Here is a 17,356-nt window from a genome sequence, read left to right as displayed (position 1 = left end):
GTTGCGCCTTCATTCATCCGCTTCGGGCATTTCGAGCTGCCGGCCTCGCGCGGCGACGAGGCGTTGCTGCGCCAGCTTCTCGACTTCACCATCGCGCGCGATTTTCCGGAACTGGCGGCGGAGCCTGCAGAACGGCTGCTGCGCTGGTTCGTCGAGATTTGCGAGCGCACTGCACGCCTCATGGTGCAGTGGATGCGGGTAGGCTTTGTGCATGGGGTGATGAACACCGACAACATGTCGATTCTAGGGCTGACCATCGACTATGGACCCTACGGCTGGGTCGACGATTTCGACCCTGCGTGGACACCCAACACTACCGATGCGGCCGGCCGCCGCTACTGCTTCGGCCGGCAACCCGAGATCGCGCGCTGGAACCTCGAACGGCTGGCCGATGCACTGGCCGTCATCGCGCCGGAACCGAGCGCAATGGCGCTCGGACTGGAGCGCTATGACGAGATGTATGCAGAGGGATTCCAGCGATCCTTTGCCGCCAAGTTCGGTTTTACGGCGTGGCGCGAGGAAGATGCCGAACTGATCGAGGACGTTTTTTCCCTGATGCACCGGGCCGAGGTCGATATGACCTGGTTCTTCCGCAACCTGGCCCTGGTTGACGTTGAAGCACCTGCGCTTGGCCATCTGCACGACGCCTTTTATCGCGCCGAACTGTTGACTGAGCATGCGAGCGAATTTTCGGCCTGGCTGGCACGGTGGGCCAGCCGGGTTCGCTCCGATGATGAGCGTGCTGAAACAAGAATGGCACGCATGAACGCCGTCAATCCGCGCTATGTGCTGCGCAATTATCTGGCCCAGCAGGCGATTGATCGGGCTGAACAGGGCGACCCGGGAATGATCCACGATTTGCTCGACGTTCTGCGCAATCCCTACACCGAACAAGCGGGAAGAGAGGCCTTCGCCGCCAGACGTCCCGAGTGGGCGCGTCACAAGGCCGGTTGCTCGATGCTCTCGTGCAGCTCGTAACAATGCGCTTAAGATTCGCTTGCAGAAGCGCGTAGAATGGGGCTTTCCGCACTAAGGAGTGACCATGCCCTACACCTCCGATCTGGTTCATGAACTCAATACCCTGATCCGTTTTGATCTGGAAACCGGCCAGCAGGGAATCAAGGTGCACAAAACGGCCGATGCGCAGGTGATTTCAGCAGTTCAGCGCTTACACGCCAAGGGCTTGATCACTCAGGCTGACGGGGGTTACCTGACCCGTCTCGGGCGGGAAGCGGCTGAGCATGCGCAGACGATGCTCGGTATCCTGACAACGGGGATTGCCGCTAGCGTTTCCGCACCTTAGCCTTTGGGCGGGTCAGGCGTTCAGGGCAGGCGAGCGAGCGTAGCCATAAACTCCTCGGCGTTCTGGAAACCGATCACGCGAATGCCATCGACTTCCTTTCCTTGCCGGTCGAAAAAGATGATGCCGGGTGGGCCGTAGAGCTTGAAGCGCGTCAGAAGCGCCTTGTCCTCGTCCGTATTGGCGGTAACGTCGGCCCGCAGCACAATCCAGTCGGCCAGCTTCTTTTGCACATGGGAATCAGCGAAGGTAAAACGCTCCATTTCCTTGCATGACACGCACCAGTCGGCGTAGAAGTCGAGCATGACGGGCTGGCCGGATGTCTTGAGGCGGGCATCGAGTTCGCTGATCGAACGGATGTTTGCAAAAGGCAAGCCTAGTTTTTCACCTACATGATTACCACCGCGCAAGCCGGAAAGCGGCTGCAAGGGATCCTTTGCACCGGAGAGCGCGCCGACCAGCATCGCCGCACCGGCGATCAGCATGACCATGCCGATACCCTTCCAGAACCGGTTCCACCCTTTGGCATGCGCAGGTAGCGGGTCGAGCGCGTGCATGTAGATGGCCGGAACGATCAGCAACAGCGCCCACGCCACCATCTGGACAGCGAGCGGGATGACCGGCGAGACCATCCACACGGCAGTAGCCAGCAGGATGACGCCGAAAGCCTTCTTAACCGCTTCCATCCACGGCCCGGATTTTGGCAGCAGTGTTCCCGCCGAGAGACCGACGGCGAGCAGCGGCATACCCATGCCCAAGGCCATGCAGAAGAGCGCAATGCCGCCGAGCAGCGCGTCGCCGGTCTGACCGATATAAAGCAATGATCCGGCCAGCGGGGCAGCGACACAGGGGCCGACGATGATGGCCGACAGCGCGCCCATGACGGCAACGCCGGATAGCGAGCCGCCCTTGATATGAGAGGCTTCTTCCGATACCTTGCTTTGCAGGAAGGTCGGCAACTGCAATTCGTAGAAACCGAACATCGACAGCGAGAGCACAACAAAGATCATTGCGAATCCGCCGAGTACCCAGGGATTTTGCAGTGAGGTGGCGAGCAGCGTTCCGCTGAAGCCGGCGGCGACGCCAGCCGCCGCGTAAGTGATCGCCATGCCTAGAACGTAGGCCAGCGAGAGGGCAAAACCGCGAACGTGCGATACGCCGTGACCGTCACGGCTGGAGCCGACAATGATACCGGAGAGTATCGGAATCATCGGGAAGACACAGGGGGTCAGCGAGAGCAGCAGGCCGAAACCGAAGAAACTCAGCACAATCAGCCACAGCTCGGCGCTTTTCAATAATTGCGTGATGCGGTTGGATTCGTCAGCAGTGGGTGCGCTGGCCGGGACAGTGCCGGGGTCAGGCAACTCAAGGCTGAGCGTTTGCTTTTGTGGCGGATAGCAGATACCCGCATCGGCACAGCCTTGCGAAGTGATGTTCAGCGTCAGCGGTAGCGGGCCGGAGCTGTTGCGTTCGACCGGCAGGCGAAGCACGACCTCCTTGTAATAGACCTCGACCTTGCCGAAGGTCTCGTCCATCTTCTCCTTGCCATTGGGCAGGACGGGTGTTCCGAGTTGCACAGATGGCGGCTCGGCGGCGAAGCGAAACTTGTCGCGATACAGGTAATAGCCCTTGGCGATCTCGAAGCGCACCTCGATCGTCTGCCCATCCAGGGCACGCGCAGTGGGCTTGAAAGCGAGCGAAGGATGCAGGAAATCCTCGGCGTTCGCCAAAGCGCAAAGAAGCAGCAGGATGAAGGGCAAGCCACAGAATAGCCGACGCATCATGGCGAAGGCCAATGCTCAGTCAGGGTTTCGGCCCACGTTTCTGTCATTACCCAGGCCAGGTAATCGGGCAGACCTAGCGCAACTGGTACAGCGATAATTTCCGGCGTTTCGTACGGATGCCGAACGCGAATCGCGTTCTCCAGCGCCGCATAACGCGCCTCGCTCGTCTTGATGAGCAGCGGAACTTCTTCGGCCGTTTCAACTGCGCCCTGCCAGCGATAGACCGAGCGGCAGGGCTGAAGGATATTGACGCAGGCGGCAAGCCTGTCCTCGACAAGGACGGTAGCGAGTGCTTCGGCAGTCGCCCTATCCGGCAGGTTGGTCAGCACTAATAGCATGTTCATGCTGTGGATTTTACCCTCACCCCGAATCGGGCACACAGCCAAAAAGGAATACGGTCAGAGAACGAACCATGGAAAAGTATTTGAACCCCAACCGACACAAGGGGAAGCCACTCGTTTTCTCTGCACCATTACTTGCGTTTGCTTTGCGTTCTTGCGGCTTTGCAACGAAGGTCAGGATTGTTGCCTCACTAGCCCGCATACTGTGTCGCTACCCGTCGACAGCTATCGACCAGCGCTCGTTATCGCCGCCTCGCTCGATGAGGCTTAGAAGACGAAGTCCAAGGGGGGACTGATCCCGCCCCTCATGGAAACGGATCGACAGGGCGCGCGCCTGGAGACCAACTGGCAGTAACACGCTACTGTCGCCATTGTCCTGCGTCAAAATGAAAGCCGGATGACGGGAAACTTTGCCCACGGGCTTCTCTCGCAATTCGGCAAGCAATGGCTCAGGCGTACCTGGAAACAGACTTGCGGTAACGCACAGGCTGCCGTCACAACGCACATGCAGGCTGCTGACCAAAGCCAATGAACGGTGTTCGTTCTGAGACAACTGAATGGCCAGCAGAGATCTGAGTACAAGGCGAACATTGCCGCTTCCGGCAGCCCGTATGAGCTCCAATTTGCCCGGTTTGAGCCTCGCGAGCTGCCACTGCTCGGCCAGCTTCTCACTGCTTTCCCACGTATCGCGCGCGACATGGCCGAACAAGGCAATCTGCTCGTGGCTAAGACGACTGGCAAAAGACGAATTGGGTGCAACAGCTTCTTTCAGCCTCGTCCCGCCCAGAAATCGATAAACAGTCTCCAGCCCGGCAGCAACAGCAATCGATGGAGTATCACCTGGAATATTCGCAGTGGTTATTTTCGGATACTTCAGATATTCGGAAAGTGTGTTCAGCAGCTCAATGCACGCCTCGCTCGAAAGGCCGCTACCCAGCTTGAGACTTTCTGGTGATTCGCCCGCAGCCAGCAGTTCGACTCGCTCACGCATCTTGCGCAAAACGCCATTGACCGAAAGCCAGCATCCGACTCTGGCCATACCAAGGTTGTCATGCAGCGGCTGATCCTGCGACAGATCAAGTGCAATGCAGCGGGATTTTGGGCGCTCATCCGGTTCGCTTAGTACCGCAGCCTGCTCACGCCAGCGTGCGAACCAGCGGGTGACGGCGGCAAACTGGGCACGCGAGAGCGTAAAAGGACGCGCTAGATGCAGCAGCAGAACCATGCAGTATTGACCGCTAAGCGTTGATTCGCTGGTTTCACCCAGCAGGCGGTCCTCAACTGGCTCGCGAGCAACACCGAACTGTTCGGCTGAAGCCAATACGGCATGCAGGTAGCACCAGAAACCCTCGGCAAGTTCGGTGCCTGCAAGGTAGCAGTTCATCTGCTCCATGCGCAGACAGGACAGCACGCGGTGAGCCACCAACACTCTGTAAGGTGCGATTGAGGCATCGCCATCAAGGCAGGCGCTCAGACAATGCAGGTAAGACACCGCACAGGCGCGCCAGAGCTGGAGAGCCAAGTCCAGCGCCGCCTGTTCGGCAGGCTGAAGCGGCAGCGGCTTGTATTCGTAGCGCCGCTGGCATTCGCCGCTAACGGCAAAGATGGTCTTGCGCAACGCCTCCAGGGTTTTGAAGCGAACGCGTGGGGCCGCGACAAAGCAGTTAAAAGCCTGAATCTGCACAACCAGCTCAGCCAGCATGGCCGGAGCGTTGGCTTGCGGTTGCCCGGCAAGCCACAAGGCCGCACTATCGGAATCGAAGAATGCCGCTTTGTTATCCGCTTGCGTTAACGGCAAAGAGAACCAGGTCATCGACGATCCCCCTCAAGGGTTGAAGCCACCCGGATCGGGCGGCTTTCCATAGGCCCGGAATCAGGCTGCTGCCGCACCGGCATAGGTCTGGCGCCACCCCACATTATGAAAGTTGCCGGCCTTCCCGTTGCCAACCCTCGCAGGGCACATTCCGGCTTGGTAGCCGAAACGCTCAATCGGCACGGAACATGCTCCGCGAATTCCCAATCTCGCCCCCCGACCCCTCTCCCTGAGGGCGAGGGGAGGTTCAAGCCTGATGTTACGACTTGATTTCCATCAGAAAATTACTTCTTGGGATCTTCACACAGCTCAAGCAATATGCCGTGGGTTGATTTTGGATGCAGGAATGCAATATTCAGACCTTCTGCACCCTTGCGTGGGGCTTTGTCGATCAATTGCACGCCATTCCCAGCCAGTTCAGTCAGCCTGTCTTGAAGCCCCTCGACGGCAAAGGCCAGATGTTGAATGCCTTCGCCTTTCTTCTCGATGAATTTTCCGATAGGGCCTTCCGGGTCCGTCGACTCCAGCAATTCAATCTTGGATTGTCCGATTTTGAAAAAGGCGGTCCTGACCTTTTGTTCCTTGACTTCTTCAATGGAATAGCACTTCAGGCCAAGCTGTTTTTCCCAGAACGGGATGGCTTCGTCCAGGCTTTTGACGGCGATACCGATATGTTCAATGTGCGACAGGTTCATGGTGTTTTCCTTTTAATGTGGGTGAGACAAGGGAGAATTATCCAATAAAAATCTGTTGTTGAGTGTCAGCATCGCATTTATGGACAATACCCGAATAACTCCTGAATCTAAGTTGAATGCCCCGCCCGCCTTACGGCGCCCGAGGTTGCGACTACGCCTTCGCGCGAATAAGCCTCCAGATTGGATTCAATGGCGTCCGGGTCGTAGAGATAATTGACCATCAATCCGTAGGATTGTTGCAATCCATTTGCCGAATTATCGGCGAGGGTGTTGATGCGCTCGATACGCGCACCATTGCCGAGATGGAATCGGGCCACCGGATCATAGGGACGCTCGCCGGCTTTGGCACAAAGGAGATAGTAGGCGACCAACCGGGTTAATCCGGGCTGCAAGGCACGCGCCAGACGGCTATCGGTGACCCAGGCATCATCGGCCAGCAAGTTTCGAATGTCCTCCGCACTATTTAGGACAGCCCCCGTTGAGCCAGCATGGCGGGCTACACGCTTGACCATGTCCGCACTGAAAGCCCGTGACCAGGCTTCGGGATTCTTCTCCGCCCAGCGCCGCAATGTCGGAATCGGCGAAAGCGTGGCAAAGGTCACCAGCCGTGGAAAGTCTCGCTTCAAATCATCAACCACGCGCTTGATCAGGAAGTTGCCGAAGGTCACACCGCGCAAACCGACCTGAGTGTTCGAAATCGAATAGAAGATGGCAGTCCTGGCGCGCTGTGCATCGAAAACCGGTGCATGTTCATCGAGCAAGGTCTGAACGTTGTCGGCCAGATCATCGACCAGTGCTACCTCGATGAAGATCAGCGGCTCCATTGGCATACGCGGATGGAAAAAGGCGTAGCAGCGGCGATCTGTATCGAGACGGTTCTTCAGGTCGCTCCACGAGCGAATCTCATGCACCGCCTCGTATTCGAAAAGTTTTTCCAGTAACAGCGCCGGCGAGTTCCATGAAATACGTTGCAGTTCAAGGAAGCCAACATCGAACCATGCTCCGAGCCGGGTTTCGATTTCTCGGTCAAAAGCACGCAGTGCGGGATCCTTGTTCTGATAGCGCAGCAGATCGGCACGCATATCGAGGACAAAATGCATCCCATGAGGCAGTGCGTTGAACTGGGTCAGGATGCGCAGTCGGGCCGAGCGCATGGCAGCGCGCAGTTCAGACTCTGCCGCCCATTGCGCATCGGTGCCAAGCGCTTCCTGATAACGGGCGTGCGCCTTCGCTACCGCTTTCGGATCCGGGCCGAATTCAGTAGCGATGACGCGCAGGATTGCAGAGCGACCGCTATCGTAAAGGCCAAGATAGGTGTCGGCAAGGCGCGCCGCACGTTGCCGGGCTGACACTTCGCCCCCGAGGCCGGCTGCGCAATCCTTGAGTTGTTCGCGTATCTGGGCCAGTTCCCTTTCATTGAGGCCACCGGCACCGGGCTGCTCACTTAGCAGCTTGCGAACCTTTTTTATACCCCGTGCAACTATTCCAACGGGCATGTAATTTTTCTCCGACTTGCTTTGCTGTTGAAATCTCTTCAGTTTCCTCTTCGCGATGACCAGACGAGCATGGCGACGCCGATCAGGATCATCGGCAAAGACAGCCACTGCCCCATGCTGATCACCTCCGAGAGTCCGAAGATACCATCATCCGGCGTGCGGAAAAACTCGGCAATAAAGCGCAAGCTGCCATAACCGATCAGAAACATTCCGGAAACGGCGCCACGTGCTCGCGCAGCACGCGAAAAGAACCACAGAATGATGAAGAGCAACACGCCTTCGAGTCCCGCCTGATAAAGCTGCGAGGGGTGGCGCGGCAGATTGTCAACCTGCGGGAAAACCATCGCCCACGGCAGTGCCGGGTCACAGACGCGCCCCCACAACTCGCCGTTGATGAAGTTGCCGATACGTCCGCTGGCCAGCCCGAGAGGCACCAGCGGCGCGATGAAGTCGGTAATGTCGAGCCAGGTTCGCCGGGTCTTGCGCGCGTACAGCCCCATCGCCACCAGCACACCGAGAAAGCCACCATGAAAGGACATGCCCCCCTTCCATACCGCCAGGATTTCAAACGGATGGGCCAGGTAGTAACCGGGCTCGTAAAACAGCACCTGCCCCAGGCGACCGCCAAGAATAACGCCGAGTACGCCGTAGAACAGCAGGTCGTCGAGTTGCTGTACGGTCCAGCCGGCCTGCGACAATTGCGGATGCGTCTGGATACGAAGCTTGCCTAGCCACCAGAACTGGAAAAAGGCCAGCAGATACATCAGGCCATACCAACGGACAGCCAGCGGGCCAAGCGAGAAGGCAATTGGGTCAAATTGAGGATGAATCAACATTTCGTACTCAATAAATAGCCGTCATTCCGGCGCAGGTTGGTATCCAGTAGTGCGCGTGCACAGGAAGCTACTTGGGGTACACCTCTGGATTCCGGGTCAAGCCCGGAATGACGAGGATGAATTTATCAAGCTTGTTGGTAGACAAGCGTATCAACTAACTAGCCTTGCAGGCTGAATGAACATACGATCGACAAGCCCATTCCCCAAAGAGTGGCGTATTTTTGGCAGTTCGGCTTCCGTCATTGCAGAACGCCAATCGGCCTGGCTTCCAGGGATCTTGCAGGTGAATTTACTGGCATAGTCCCTGGCAAAATCAACACGGCAGTCCGGCGCCAAAATGGCCACAAACGCAAACCGGAGCGCAGTAACACTTCTTGAATTCACGGTCGCTACCGCAATGGCAAGGATCGTTGCGAGCAATCTTCGGTGCTGCGCGCACGATGCATGCCAACTTGGTGGCAAAACCTTGAAACAGCAACTTGGCAACTATACTCCACTGAACGCAAGCCTTGCATCGTATCGCTGTAGCACAGACCGGGTTGCCATCACGCAGAGCAACGTCGATACTGCGTATTTGCATTTACGAGGCGTCGCGCCATGACTGAAGCCATTCTTCACATCAAGCACTGGGGGAACAATCTGGGCGTAAGCTTGCCTGCGGCATTGGTACGCGAGGCAAATTTCCATGACGACCAGCGGGTGCGGGTTTCCGTCGAGGCTGGGCAAGTCATCATTTCACCGATGGCCGACGCTCCACTGACGCTTGAGCAGCGCCTGACCGGCTTCGATCCCCTGCGTCACGGCGGCGAGTCCATGGTCGGCACGCCGCTGGGAGCCGAGCGTTGGTAGTGGCCAAAGCAAAAGCTGACTGGATTCCCGATCGGCAGGACATCATCTGGATCGACTGCAGGCCGGCCGGGAGGTGCGAGACCGCCATCCTTTCCTCGTACTCTCACCACGCGCCTACATCGCACGGTCTTCGCCGGTCATTGGCTTGCCGATGACCACGGCTGCATACAATGCAGACAATCCCTTTGCCCTGGCTATCGGCGCCGCCAAGGCCGGCAAGACCAGCTACGTGCTGTGCCACCAACCCAAGTCCTTTGACTGGCGCATCCGCGAGGCTTCACCCCATCGGCTGAAACGGCTGCCGGATTCGCAGTTTTTCGAGGTATGTGCGGTACTCAATCAGATCATGCAAATGGCGTAGCCTGCATCGATCAAGCCTTGGTGTTTTCGCGCCTGTTGCAGTGGGAAAGCCATCTGCCCGGAGGTCGGGCGCAGCAAGTTGGAATTTTCCGTGCGCTCCGTACCTGTAGGGCGATAGCCGACAAACTCAATACATCACTTCTTCGGTAGAATTGGCGATTCGATTCCGATCGTAATTGTTCTGGAGATTCACCATGCCTGATTATCGTTCCCGCACCTCGACCCATGGTCGCAATATGGCTGGCGCACGCGCCCTTTGGCGCGCTACCGGAATGAAGGACGGCGATTTCGGGAAGCCGATCATTGCCGTGGTCAATTCCTTCACCCAGTTTGTTCCGGGACACGTTCATCTCAAGGACCTGGGACAACTGGTGGCGCGCGAAATTGAAGCGGCCGGTGGCATTGCCAAGGAGTTCAACACCATCGCCATCGACGACGGCATCGCCATGGGGCACGACGGTATGCTCTACTCGCTGCCCTCGCGCGAACTGATCGCCGATTCGGTCGAGTACATGGTCAACGGGCATTGCGCCGACGCCATGGTCTGTATCTCGAATTGCGACAAGATCACGCCGGGCATGCTGATGGCGGCAATGCGTGTAAACATCCCGGCCATCTTCGTCTCCGGCGGCCCGATGGAAGCCGGCAAAGTCCAGTTGGCCGGCAAGAAGATCACCATCGACCTGGTCGATGCCATGGTCAAGGCCGTCGACAGCAGCATTTCGGATGCCGATCTTGCTGAAATCGAACGCTCGGCGTGCCCGACCTGCGGTTCCTGCTCCGGCATGTTCACCGCCAACTCGATGAACTGCCTGACCGAAGCGCTAGGACTCGCGTTGCCAGGAAACGGCACGCTGGTCGCCACCCACGCCGAGCGCAAGGAACTCTTCCTCAAGGCCGGACGGCAGATCGTCGAACTCTGCCGCCGCTATTACGAGCAGAATGATGCCTCGGTGCTGCCGCGCGCCATCGGCTCCTTCGCCGCGTTTGAAAACGCCATGACGCTCGACGTCACGATGGGCGGCTCGACCAATACCGTTCTGCACCTGCTGGCAGCGGCGCAGGAAGCCGGCGTCAACTTCACGATGAACGACATCGACCGTATCTCGCGCAATGTGCCCTGTCTGTGCAAGGTGGCGCCGATGACCGACAAGTACCACATCGAGGACGTGCATCGTGCCGGCGGTATCTTCGGGATTCTCGGCGAGCTTGAGCGTTGCGGGCTGCTGCACCTTGATGTACCGACCGTGCACAGCAAAACGCTGGGCGAGGCCATTGCTATCTGGGATACGATCCGCGCTCACGATCTAAAGGTGTCCACGTTTTACAAGGCGGCTCCCGGTGGCGTCCCGACGCAGACGGCATTCTCTCAGGATCGTTGCTACCCGGAGCTTGACCTCGACCGCACCCACGGCTGCATTCGCGACCGCTCGAATGCCTACTCGCAGGAGGGCGGCCTGGCCGTACTCTTTGGCAACATCGCGCAGGACGGCTGTATCGTTAAGACGGCGGGCGTCGATGAAAGCATCTGGACGTTCACCGGCAAGGCGCGGATTTTTGAAAGCCAGGATGCTGCGGTAGAAGCCATTCTCGCCGACCAGATCGTCGCCGGCGATGTGCTCGTGATCCGCTATGAAGGCCCGAAGGGCGGGCCAGGTATGCAGGAGATGCTGTACCCGACCTCCTACCTCAAATCCAAGGGGCTGGGTAAAGCATGCGCGCTGCTCACTGACGGACGCTTCTCGGGTGGCACCTCCGGGCTGTCAATCGGCCACGTCTCCCCGGAAGCCGCAGAAGGCGGCAGCATCGGCCTGGTCGAAGAGGGCGACACCATTGAAATCGACATTCCCGGGCGGCGCATTCATCTGGCCGTCTCCGATGCCGAATTGAAACAACGACGGTCGGCGATGGAGGCCAGGGGCGAACAGAGCTGGCAGCCGGCGGCTGCACGCACGCGCGTCGTTTCCCAAGCGCTGCAGGTCTATGGGCTGATGGCTTCGTCCGCATCGACCGGTGCCGTTCGCGACCTCAGCCTTTTCAAGCGCCGATGAGTTGATGTGGCCATCACGCTTACTTTGCGCCAGGGTGATGCTTGCCGGTTTTTTAAACATTGATGCAGCCGCCTGTTGGTCAACTTAATTTCATGCACTCGCGTTAAACTTGCTTGTTCCTGCTGCTAACCCACGCCGCCCTTGAGCTTTGGTAGCAAAGTGGAATATGATCATCATCCAGTGGCAATTACCTTTCATTTCAACGGAGAGAACAAATGAAGACAATCACCCTATCCCTGCTGGTCGCGGCTGGCATTTTGTCCGCTGGTGCAGCACAGGCGGCTGACGAAGAAGCCTTGGCCAAGTCAAAGAACTGCCTGGCTTGTCATGCGGTCGACAAGAAGCTCGTCGGCCCGTCCTACAAGGATGTCGCCAAGAAATACGCCGGGCAGAAGGATGCCGAAGCCAAGCTGTCCGAAAAAGTCATCAAGGGTGGCAAGGGTGTCTGGGGTGAAATCCCGATGCCGCCAAACGCATCGGTCACGCCTGCCGAATCAACCAAGCTGGTCCAGTGGATTCTCAGCATGAAGTGATTCTTGCCTGGCGTCTATGTCCTGCGCACTATCAAGACCGGTTGTTGCCGGTCTTGTTGTCTACGGAGTGCTGACTTTTCGCGACCGGTTTCCTCCGGCGTGGCATTTGCTCGACGTTGTGCACTTGCTGTATCAAGCCCAACTTTTACATTGACATCATTATGATTGGTCAGCAGAATCGGCCTGTCAGTCCGTTCCCTTTCATTCAAACCGCTTCTGGAGGTAAAAAAACATGTCGTACTCGCGCATTCCCAGCATGACTCTTGCTATCGCTGCCGCTGTTGCCATGATCGGCTGCGGTCAGAAGGAAGAACCCAAGCCAGCGCCCGCTCCGGCGCCCGTAGCCGCCCCGGTACCGCCGCCGCCACCACCGAAGCCCGAAGTGACCGTTCAACTCGGTCACGTGGCTCCGCTGACCGGCCCGCAGGCCCACCTCGGCAAGGACAACGAGAACGGCGCGCGTATGGCGATCGACGAACTGAATGCCAAAGGTCTCGAAATCGGCGGCGCCAAGATCAAGTTCGTGCTCGTTCCGGAAGACGACCAGGCCGACCCGAAACAGGGCACCATCGTCGCCCAGAAGCTGGTCGACGCCAAGGTCAGCGGCGTGATTGGTCACCTCAATTCAGGCACCACGATCCCGGCCTCCAAGATTTATTTCGATGCCGGAATTCCGCAGATTTCCGGTTCGGCAACCAATCCGAAGTATACGCAACAGGGCTTTGCCACCGCCTTCCGCGTCATGGCCAACGACGTCCAGCAGGGCAAAGTGCTCGGCGGGTTTGCCACCAAGCAATTGGCCGGCAAGACGGTTGCCATCATCGACGACCGCACGGCCTACGGCCAGGGTCTGGCCGACGAGTTTGAAAAAGCCGTCGTCGCCAGCGGCGGCAAGGTCGTCACGCGCGAATTCACCACCGACAAGGCTACCGATTTTGCTGCTATCCTGACCAAGATCAAGTCGAAGAAGCCTGACGTGCTCTTCTATGGTGGCATGGATGCTCAAGGCGGTCCGATGACCAAGCAGATGAAGTCGCTCGGTTTGAAAGCGAAATTCCTTACCGGCGACGGCGGCTGCACGCCGGAATACATCAAACTCGCCGGTGCGGCCAGCGAAGGCCAGTTCTGCTCGCTGCCAGGCGTACCGCTCGACCAGATGCCGGGCGGCAAGGCCTTCGGCGATGCATTCAACGCCAAATATGGGCAGATCCAGCTCTATGCCCCGTACGTCTATGATGCCGTAATGGTCATGGTCGACTCGATGAAACGTGCCAATTCGGTTGAATCGGCGAAATTCCTGCCGGAAATCGGCAAGTCCGACTATCAGGGTGTCACCACCAAGATTCAGTTTGATGACAAGGGTGACCTCAAGGGCGGCGCCATCAGCCTCTATCAGGTCAAGGACGGCAAGTGGGAGTACCGCGAGACCATTGGCGGCTCAGTCGTTGCAGAGGTCAAGGAGGCCGTCAAGGAGGCGGCTACGGCGGTGAAGGATGCCGCTGTGGCGACCGGCGACGCCGCCAAGGACGCGATGAAGGATGCCGCCAAGGAAGGCTCCAAAGTAGCGGCTGAAGTAAGCAAGGATGCTGCTGCCGCCAAGGCGGCAGTTGAGAAGAAGTAAGCGCAGCAACTAATCGGGCAAACGGCACCTGAGGGTGCCGTTTGTTTGTTCTCCTTTCCATAACGTTTTAGAAGCACTTCAGGCGCTCCGTTCCGATGGACATCTTCATCCAGCAAATCATCAACGGCCTCGTTCTCGGCAGCATCTATGCGCTGGTTGCGCTCGGCTACACGATGGTTTACGGCATCATGGGGCTGATCAATTTTGCCCATGGCGAGGTCGTCATGATCGGCGCCATGGTTGCCCTGACGGTGATCAAGTTGCTCGCCAATAGCGGATTGCCGGTGTTCATCATCATCCTGCTCGCTCTTGCGGCGGCGGCTGTGGTTTGCATGGCGGTTGGCTTCAGTATCGAACGCATCGCCTACCGGCCTTTGCGCCACGCACCCAAGCTAGCTCCACTGATTACCGCCATCGGTGTTTCCATCGTCCTGCAAAACCTCTCCATGCTGATCTGGGGGCGCAACTACCACGCATTTCCGCCGATTCTGCCGACCTCGGCGCATGATGTTTTCGGCGCAACCATTACCACCCTGCAGGTGGCCATTGTGCTCATCGCCACCCTGATGATGGCCGGCCTGATCGTTCTCATCCACCGCACCCGACTCGGCCGTGCCATGCGCGCGACTTCTGAAAACCCGTCGATTGCCCAGTTGATGGGCGTCAACATCAACCAGATCATCTCGATCACCTTCATCATCGGCTCGGCGCTGGCAGCGGTAGCCGGCCTGATGGTCAGCGCCAACTATTCGATTGCCCATTACTACATGGGTTTCATGCTCGGACTGAAAGCCTTTACGGCGGCTGTGCTCGGCGGCATCGGCAACATCGCCGGCGCCGTGCTCGGCGGCATTCTGCTCGGCCTGATCGAGTCACTGGGCGCAGGCTACATCGGTGACCTGACCGGCGGCTTCCTTGGTAGTCACTATCAGGACATTTTCGCCTTCTTCGTGCTGATCGGCGTGTTGATTTTCCGCCCCTCGGGACTGGTTGGTGAAAAAGTCTCGGAGCGTGCCTGATGACATCAATGTCCTCACTCAACGCCCTGCGTACCGACAAACGCATGGTCATTGCGGCCACCGTCATCATGGGCATTGCGCTCGCCGTACTGCCTTTCATCATCGGTAGCGGGCTGGGCAACTCCTGGCTGCGCATCCTTAATTTTGCACTGCTCTACATCATGCTGGCCCTTGGTCTGAACATTGTGGTCGGTTTCGCCGGTTTGCTCGACCTTGGCTATATTGCCTTTTACGCGGTCGGCGCCTATCTCTATGCGCTGCTTGCCAGCCCGCACTTCGGGCTGCATTTGCCGGTCTGGGTGATCATCCCGGCCGGCGCCGCACTCGCCGGAATTTTCGGTGCGCTGCTCGGCGCGCCAACGCTGCGTTTGCGTGGCGACTACCTGGCCATCGTCACGCTCGGCTTTGGCGAGATCGTGCGTATTTTCCTGAACAACCTCAACGCGCCGGTCAATATCACCAACGGGCCGCAAGGCATTTCCGGAATCGATCCGATTCATCTCGGCGGTTTCACGCTGGCCAAACCGATCAGTCTTTTTGGCTTCACCCTCCCCTCGCTACACGCCTATTACTACCTTTTCCTCGCCCTCGCCCTATTCATCGTCTTTGTCACGATCCGTCTGGAAAACTCACGCATCGGCCGCGCCTGGGTGGCCATCCGAGAGGATGAGATCGCGGCCAAATCCTGCGGTATCAACACACGCAATATCAAGCTGCTGGCCTTCACTATGGGCGCCAGCTTTGGCGGCGTCGCCGGCGGCCTGTTTGCCGGCTTCCAGGGCTTTGTCAGCCCCGAATCCTTTAACCTGATGGAATCCGTCATGGTGCTGTGCATGGTGGTGCTCGGCGGCATGGGCAACATCCCCGGCGTCATCTTGGGCGGCATATTGCTGACCATCCTTCCGGAAATTTTTCGCCACGGTTCCGGCCCGGTTCAAGTGGCCATCTTTGGTAAAATCCTGCTCGACCCAGAAGCTCTGCGCATGCTGCTCTTCGGTCTGGCGCTGATTGTCGTCATGCTCTATCGCCCGGCCGGCCTCTGGCCATCGACTACTCGCCGGCGCGAGTTCAGGGGCGATTCGACCAACGATGTGTTGAAAGAAGGGGAATGAGCAGCACACTCCTCGAAGCGCGTGCCATTGACAAACACTTTGGCGGCGTGACGGCCTTGCGCAATGTCTCGCTAACCATCAGGCAAGGCGAGATTTATGGTCTGATCGGGCCCAACGGCGCCGGCAAGACGAGCTTTTTCAACGTCCTCACCGGCCTCTATCACCCCGATGGCGGCGAACTCATCTTTGCCGGCGAGAAGCTGCAGGCCAGCGCACCGCACAAGGTAGCCAAGCTTGGCATAGCCCGCACTTTCCAGAATATCCGGCTGTTCGGCAACATGACGGCAATGGAAAACGTCATGGTCGGACGCCACGTCCGTACCCACGCCGGCGTGTTTGGTGCCGTCCTGCATGACCGCCGCACGACAAGGGAAGAAGCCGCCATCCGGCGTCGTGCCGAGGAACTGCTCAATTACGTCAATATCGCCGACCGCGCGGACGATCTGGCCCGTCACCTTTCCTACGGCGACCAGCGCCGTCTTGAAATCGCGCGAGCGCTGGCCACCGACCCCAAGCTGCTGGCGCTCGACGAACCGGCGGCCGGCATGAATGGTACTGAAACTGCCAGCTTGCGCGAGCTGATTGAGGGTATCCGCAAGGATGGCATCACTGTCCTGCTCATCGAACACGATGTCAAACTGGTGATGGGACTGTGTGACCGCGTGGCGGTGCTCGACTACGGTGAAAAAATCTGCGAAGACGTACCTTCGCTGGTGCAAAAAGACCCCAAGGTCATCGAAGCCTATCTGGGAGGCAGCATTGCTTGAGGTAACCGGACTTCGCGTCGCCTACGGCGGCATTCAGGCGGTGCGCGGCATCACCTTCCATGTCAAGCAGGGCGAGATGGTCGCGCTGATAGGCGCCAATGGGGCCGGCAAGACGAGCACGCTCAAGGCCCTGTCCCGCCTGCTCAATGCGGCGGGGGGCAGCGTTCGCTATTGCGGCAAGGAAATCTCGGCGTTACCGGCGCATCAACTGATTTGCGAAGGCATCGCACTGGTGCCGGAAGGACGCGGCGTATTCCCGCGCATGAGTATCGTCGAGAACCTGCTGATGGGCGCCTACACACGCCATGACAAGGAAGGGATCAGCGCCGATCGCGAACACGTCTTCTCGCTATTCCCGCGCCTCAAGGAACGAGCGCAGCAATTGGCCGGGACCCTGTCCGGCGGTGAACAACAGATGCTGGCTATTGGCCGCGCGCTGATGAGTCGCCCCAAACTGCTGCTGCTCGATGAGCCTTCGATGGGTCTGGCTCCACTCATGACGCAAAAGATTTTCGAGGTGATTCGCACGGTGGCCAATGAGGGAATGACGGTTCTGCTGGTCGAGCAGAACGCCAAGCTGGCACTGGAAGTCAGCCAGCGCGGCTATGTCATGGAAAGCGGCGAGATTACGCTCACCGATGAAGCCGCGAACCTGCTCGCCAACCCCAGGGTGCGCGAGGCCTATCTGGGCGAATAGGGAGCGAGCGCTACCCGGTTTGCACTTTGCAGGGCTGGCTCTGCACCCAAGGTTTTATTCTGCGCTACCGTAACCAGACCAG

At 58.5% G+C, this 17,356-nt stretch carries 18 protein-coding genes; 11 read left to right on the top strand and 7 right to left on the bottom strand.

Annotation, left to right across the window (positions count from 1 at the left end):
• The coding region (locus tag JNM42_RS09710; protein WP_294268753.1) for a protein adenylyltransferase SelO family protein at positions 1-978 on the top strand (978 nt) is incomplete at its 5' end.
• 64 nt (positions 979-1,042) lie between these two features.
• Entirely contained in the window at positions 1,043-1,303 is a 261-nt protein-coding gene (locus JNM42_RS09705; protein ID WP_294268751.1) for a TIGR02647 family protein, read from the top strand.
• Positions 1,304-1,323: 20 nt separating this feature from the next.
• Here the strand turns inward: JNM42_RS09705 and dsbD are convergent, their stop codons facing one another.
• From dsbD to JNM42_RS19470, 7 genes are all read right to left on the bottom strand, one after another.
• A complete protein-coding gene (dsbD, locus tag JNM42_RS09700; RefSeq protein WP_294268749.1) occupies positions 1,324-3,084 on the bottom strand; it encodes a protein-disulfide reductase DsbD in 1,761 nt (586 codons plus the stop codon).
• Positions 3,081-3,428, bottom strand: coding sequence for a divalent-cation tolerance protein CutA (gene cutA, locus JNM42_RS09695; RefSeq protein ID WP_294268747.1), 348 nt, complete (start codon positions 3,426-3,428; stop codon positions 3,081-3,083). Before cutA ends, dsbD begins: the two co-directional genes overlap by 4 nt.
• Positions 3,429-3,636: 208 nt before the next feature.
• Entirely contained in the window at positions 3,637-5,238 is a 1,602-nt protein-coding gene (locus JNM42_RS09690; protein ID WP_294268745.1) for a hypothetical protein, read from the bottom strand.
• A gap of 284 nt (positions 5,239-5,522) precedes the next feature.
• Entirely contained in the window at positions 5,523-5,933 is a 411-nt protein-coding gene (gene mce / locus JNM42_RS09685) for a methylmalonyl-CoA epimerase (RefSeq protein WP_294268742.1), read from the bottom strand.
• Between the two features lie 107 nt (positions 5,934-6,040).
• Complete coding sequence (locus tag JNM42_RS09680; protein WP_294268739.1) at positions 6,041-7,429, bottom strand: malonyl-CoA decarboxylase; 1,389 nt, start codon at positions 7,427-7,429, stop codon at positions 6,041-6,043.
• Between the two features lie 38 nt (positions 7,430-7,467).
• Positions 7,468-8,265 carry a prolipoprotein diacylglyceryl transferase gene (gene lgt, locus JNM42_RS09675; protein WP_294268736.1) on the bottom strand — a complete coding sequence of 266 codons (798 nt, stop codon included), beginning with the start codon at positions 8,263-8,265 and terminating at the stop codon, positions 7,468-7,470.
• 313 nt (positions 8,266-8,578) lie between these two features.
• The gene (locus JNM42_RS19470) at positions 8,579-8,845 is read right to left on the bottom strand and encodes an SEC-C metal-binding domain-containing protein (RefSeq protein WP_366504433.1); all 267 of its coding nucleotides are present in this window, start codon (positions 8,843-8,845) and stop codon (positions 8,579-8,581) included.
• Between the two features lie 17 nt (positions 8,846-8,862).
• On the opposite strand from JNM42_RS19470, the gene JNM42_RS09670 reads away from it, so the two are divergent.
• The 9 genes from JNM42_RS09670 (at position 8,863) to JNM42_RS09630 (ending at position 17,274) form a co-directional block, all read left to right on the top strand.
• Positions 8,863-9,114, top strand: coding sequence for an AbrB/MazE/SpoVT family DNA-binding domain-containing protein (locus tag JNM42_RS09670; protein WP_294268734.1), 252 nt, complete (start codon positions 8,863-8,865; stop codon positions 9,112-9,114).
• 73 nt (positions 9,115-9,187) lie between these two features.
• A complete protein-coding gene (locus JNM42_RS09665; RefSeq protein WP_294268732.1) occupies positions 9,188-9,475 on the top strand; it encodes a type II toxin-antitoxin system PemK/MazF family toxin in 288 nt (95 codons plus the stop codon).
• A 193-nt stretch (positions 9,476-9,668) separates the two neighbouring features.
• A complete protein-coding gene (ilvD, locus tag JNM42_RS09660) occupies positions 9,669-11,525 on the top strand; it encodes a dihydroxy-acid dehydratase (RefSeq protein WP_294268730.1) in 1,857 nt (618 codons plus the stop codon).
• Positions 11,526-11,740: 215 nt separating this feature from the next.
• Positions 11,741-12,058, top strand: coding sequence for a c-type cytochrome (locus JNM42_RS09655; protein WP_294268728.1), 318 nt, complete (start codon positions 11,741-11,743; stop codon positions 12,056-12,058).
• Between the two features lie 256 nt (positions 12,059-12,314).
• Positions 12,315-13,679, top strand: a complete 1,365-nt coding sequence (locus JNM42_RS09650) for a branched-chain amino acid ABC transporter substrate-binding protein (protein WP_366504432.1) — start codon at positions 12,315-12,317, stop codon at positions 13,677-13,679.
• Between the two features lie 95 nt (positions 13,680-13,774).
• On the top strand, positions 13,775-14,698 hold the full coding sequence (locus JNM42_RS09645; protein ID WP_294268726.1) for a branched-chain amino acid ABC transporter permease: 924 nt from the start codon (positions 13,775-13,777) through the stop codon (positions 14,696-14,698).
• A gap of 68 nt (positions 14,699-14,766) precedes the next feature.
• Positions 14,767-15,810, top strand: coding sequence for an ABC transporter ATP-binding protein (locus JNM42_RS09640; RefSeq protein ID WP_294268762.1), 1,044 nt, complete (start codon positions 14,767-14,769; stop codon positions 15,808-15,810).
• Complete coding sequence (locus JNM42_RS09635; protein WP_294268724.1) at positions 15,807-16,577, top strand: ABC transporter ATP-binding protein; 771 nt, start codon at positions 15,807-15,809, stop codon at positions 16,575-16,577. Before JNM42_RS09640 ends, JNM42_RS09635 begins: the two co-directional genes overlap by 4 nt.
• The gene (locus tag JNM42_RS09630; protein WP_294268722.1) at positions 16,570-17,274 is read left to right on the top strand and encodes an ABC transporter ATP-binding protein; all 705 of its coding nucleotides are present in this window, start codon (positions 16,570-16,572) and stop codon (positions 17,272-17,274) included. Before JNM42_RS09635 ends, JNM42_RS09630 begins: the two co-directional genes overlap by 8 nt.
• Positions 17,275-17,356: the final 82 nt, after the last annotated feature.

Origin of the sequence: Propionivibrio sp. (assembly GCF_016790145.1) — a bacterium.
Taxonomy (GTDB): Bacteria; Pseudomonadota; Gammaproteobacteria; order Burkholderiales; family Rhodocyclaceae; genus Propionivibrio.
The sequence above is the reverse complement of the archived record's forward strand: the minus strand, read 5'-3'. Positions and strand labels throughout refer to the sequence as shown.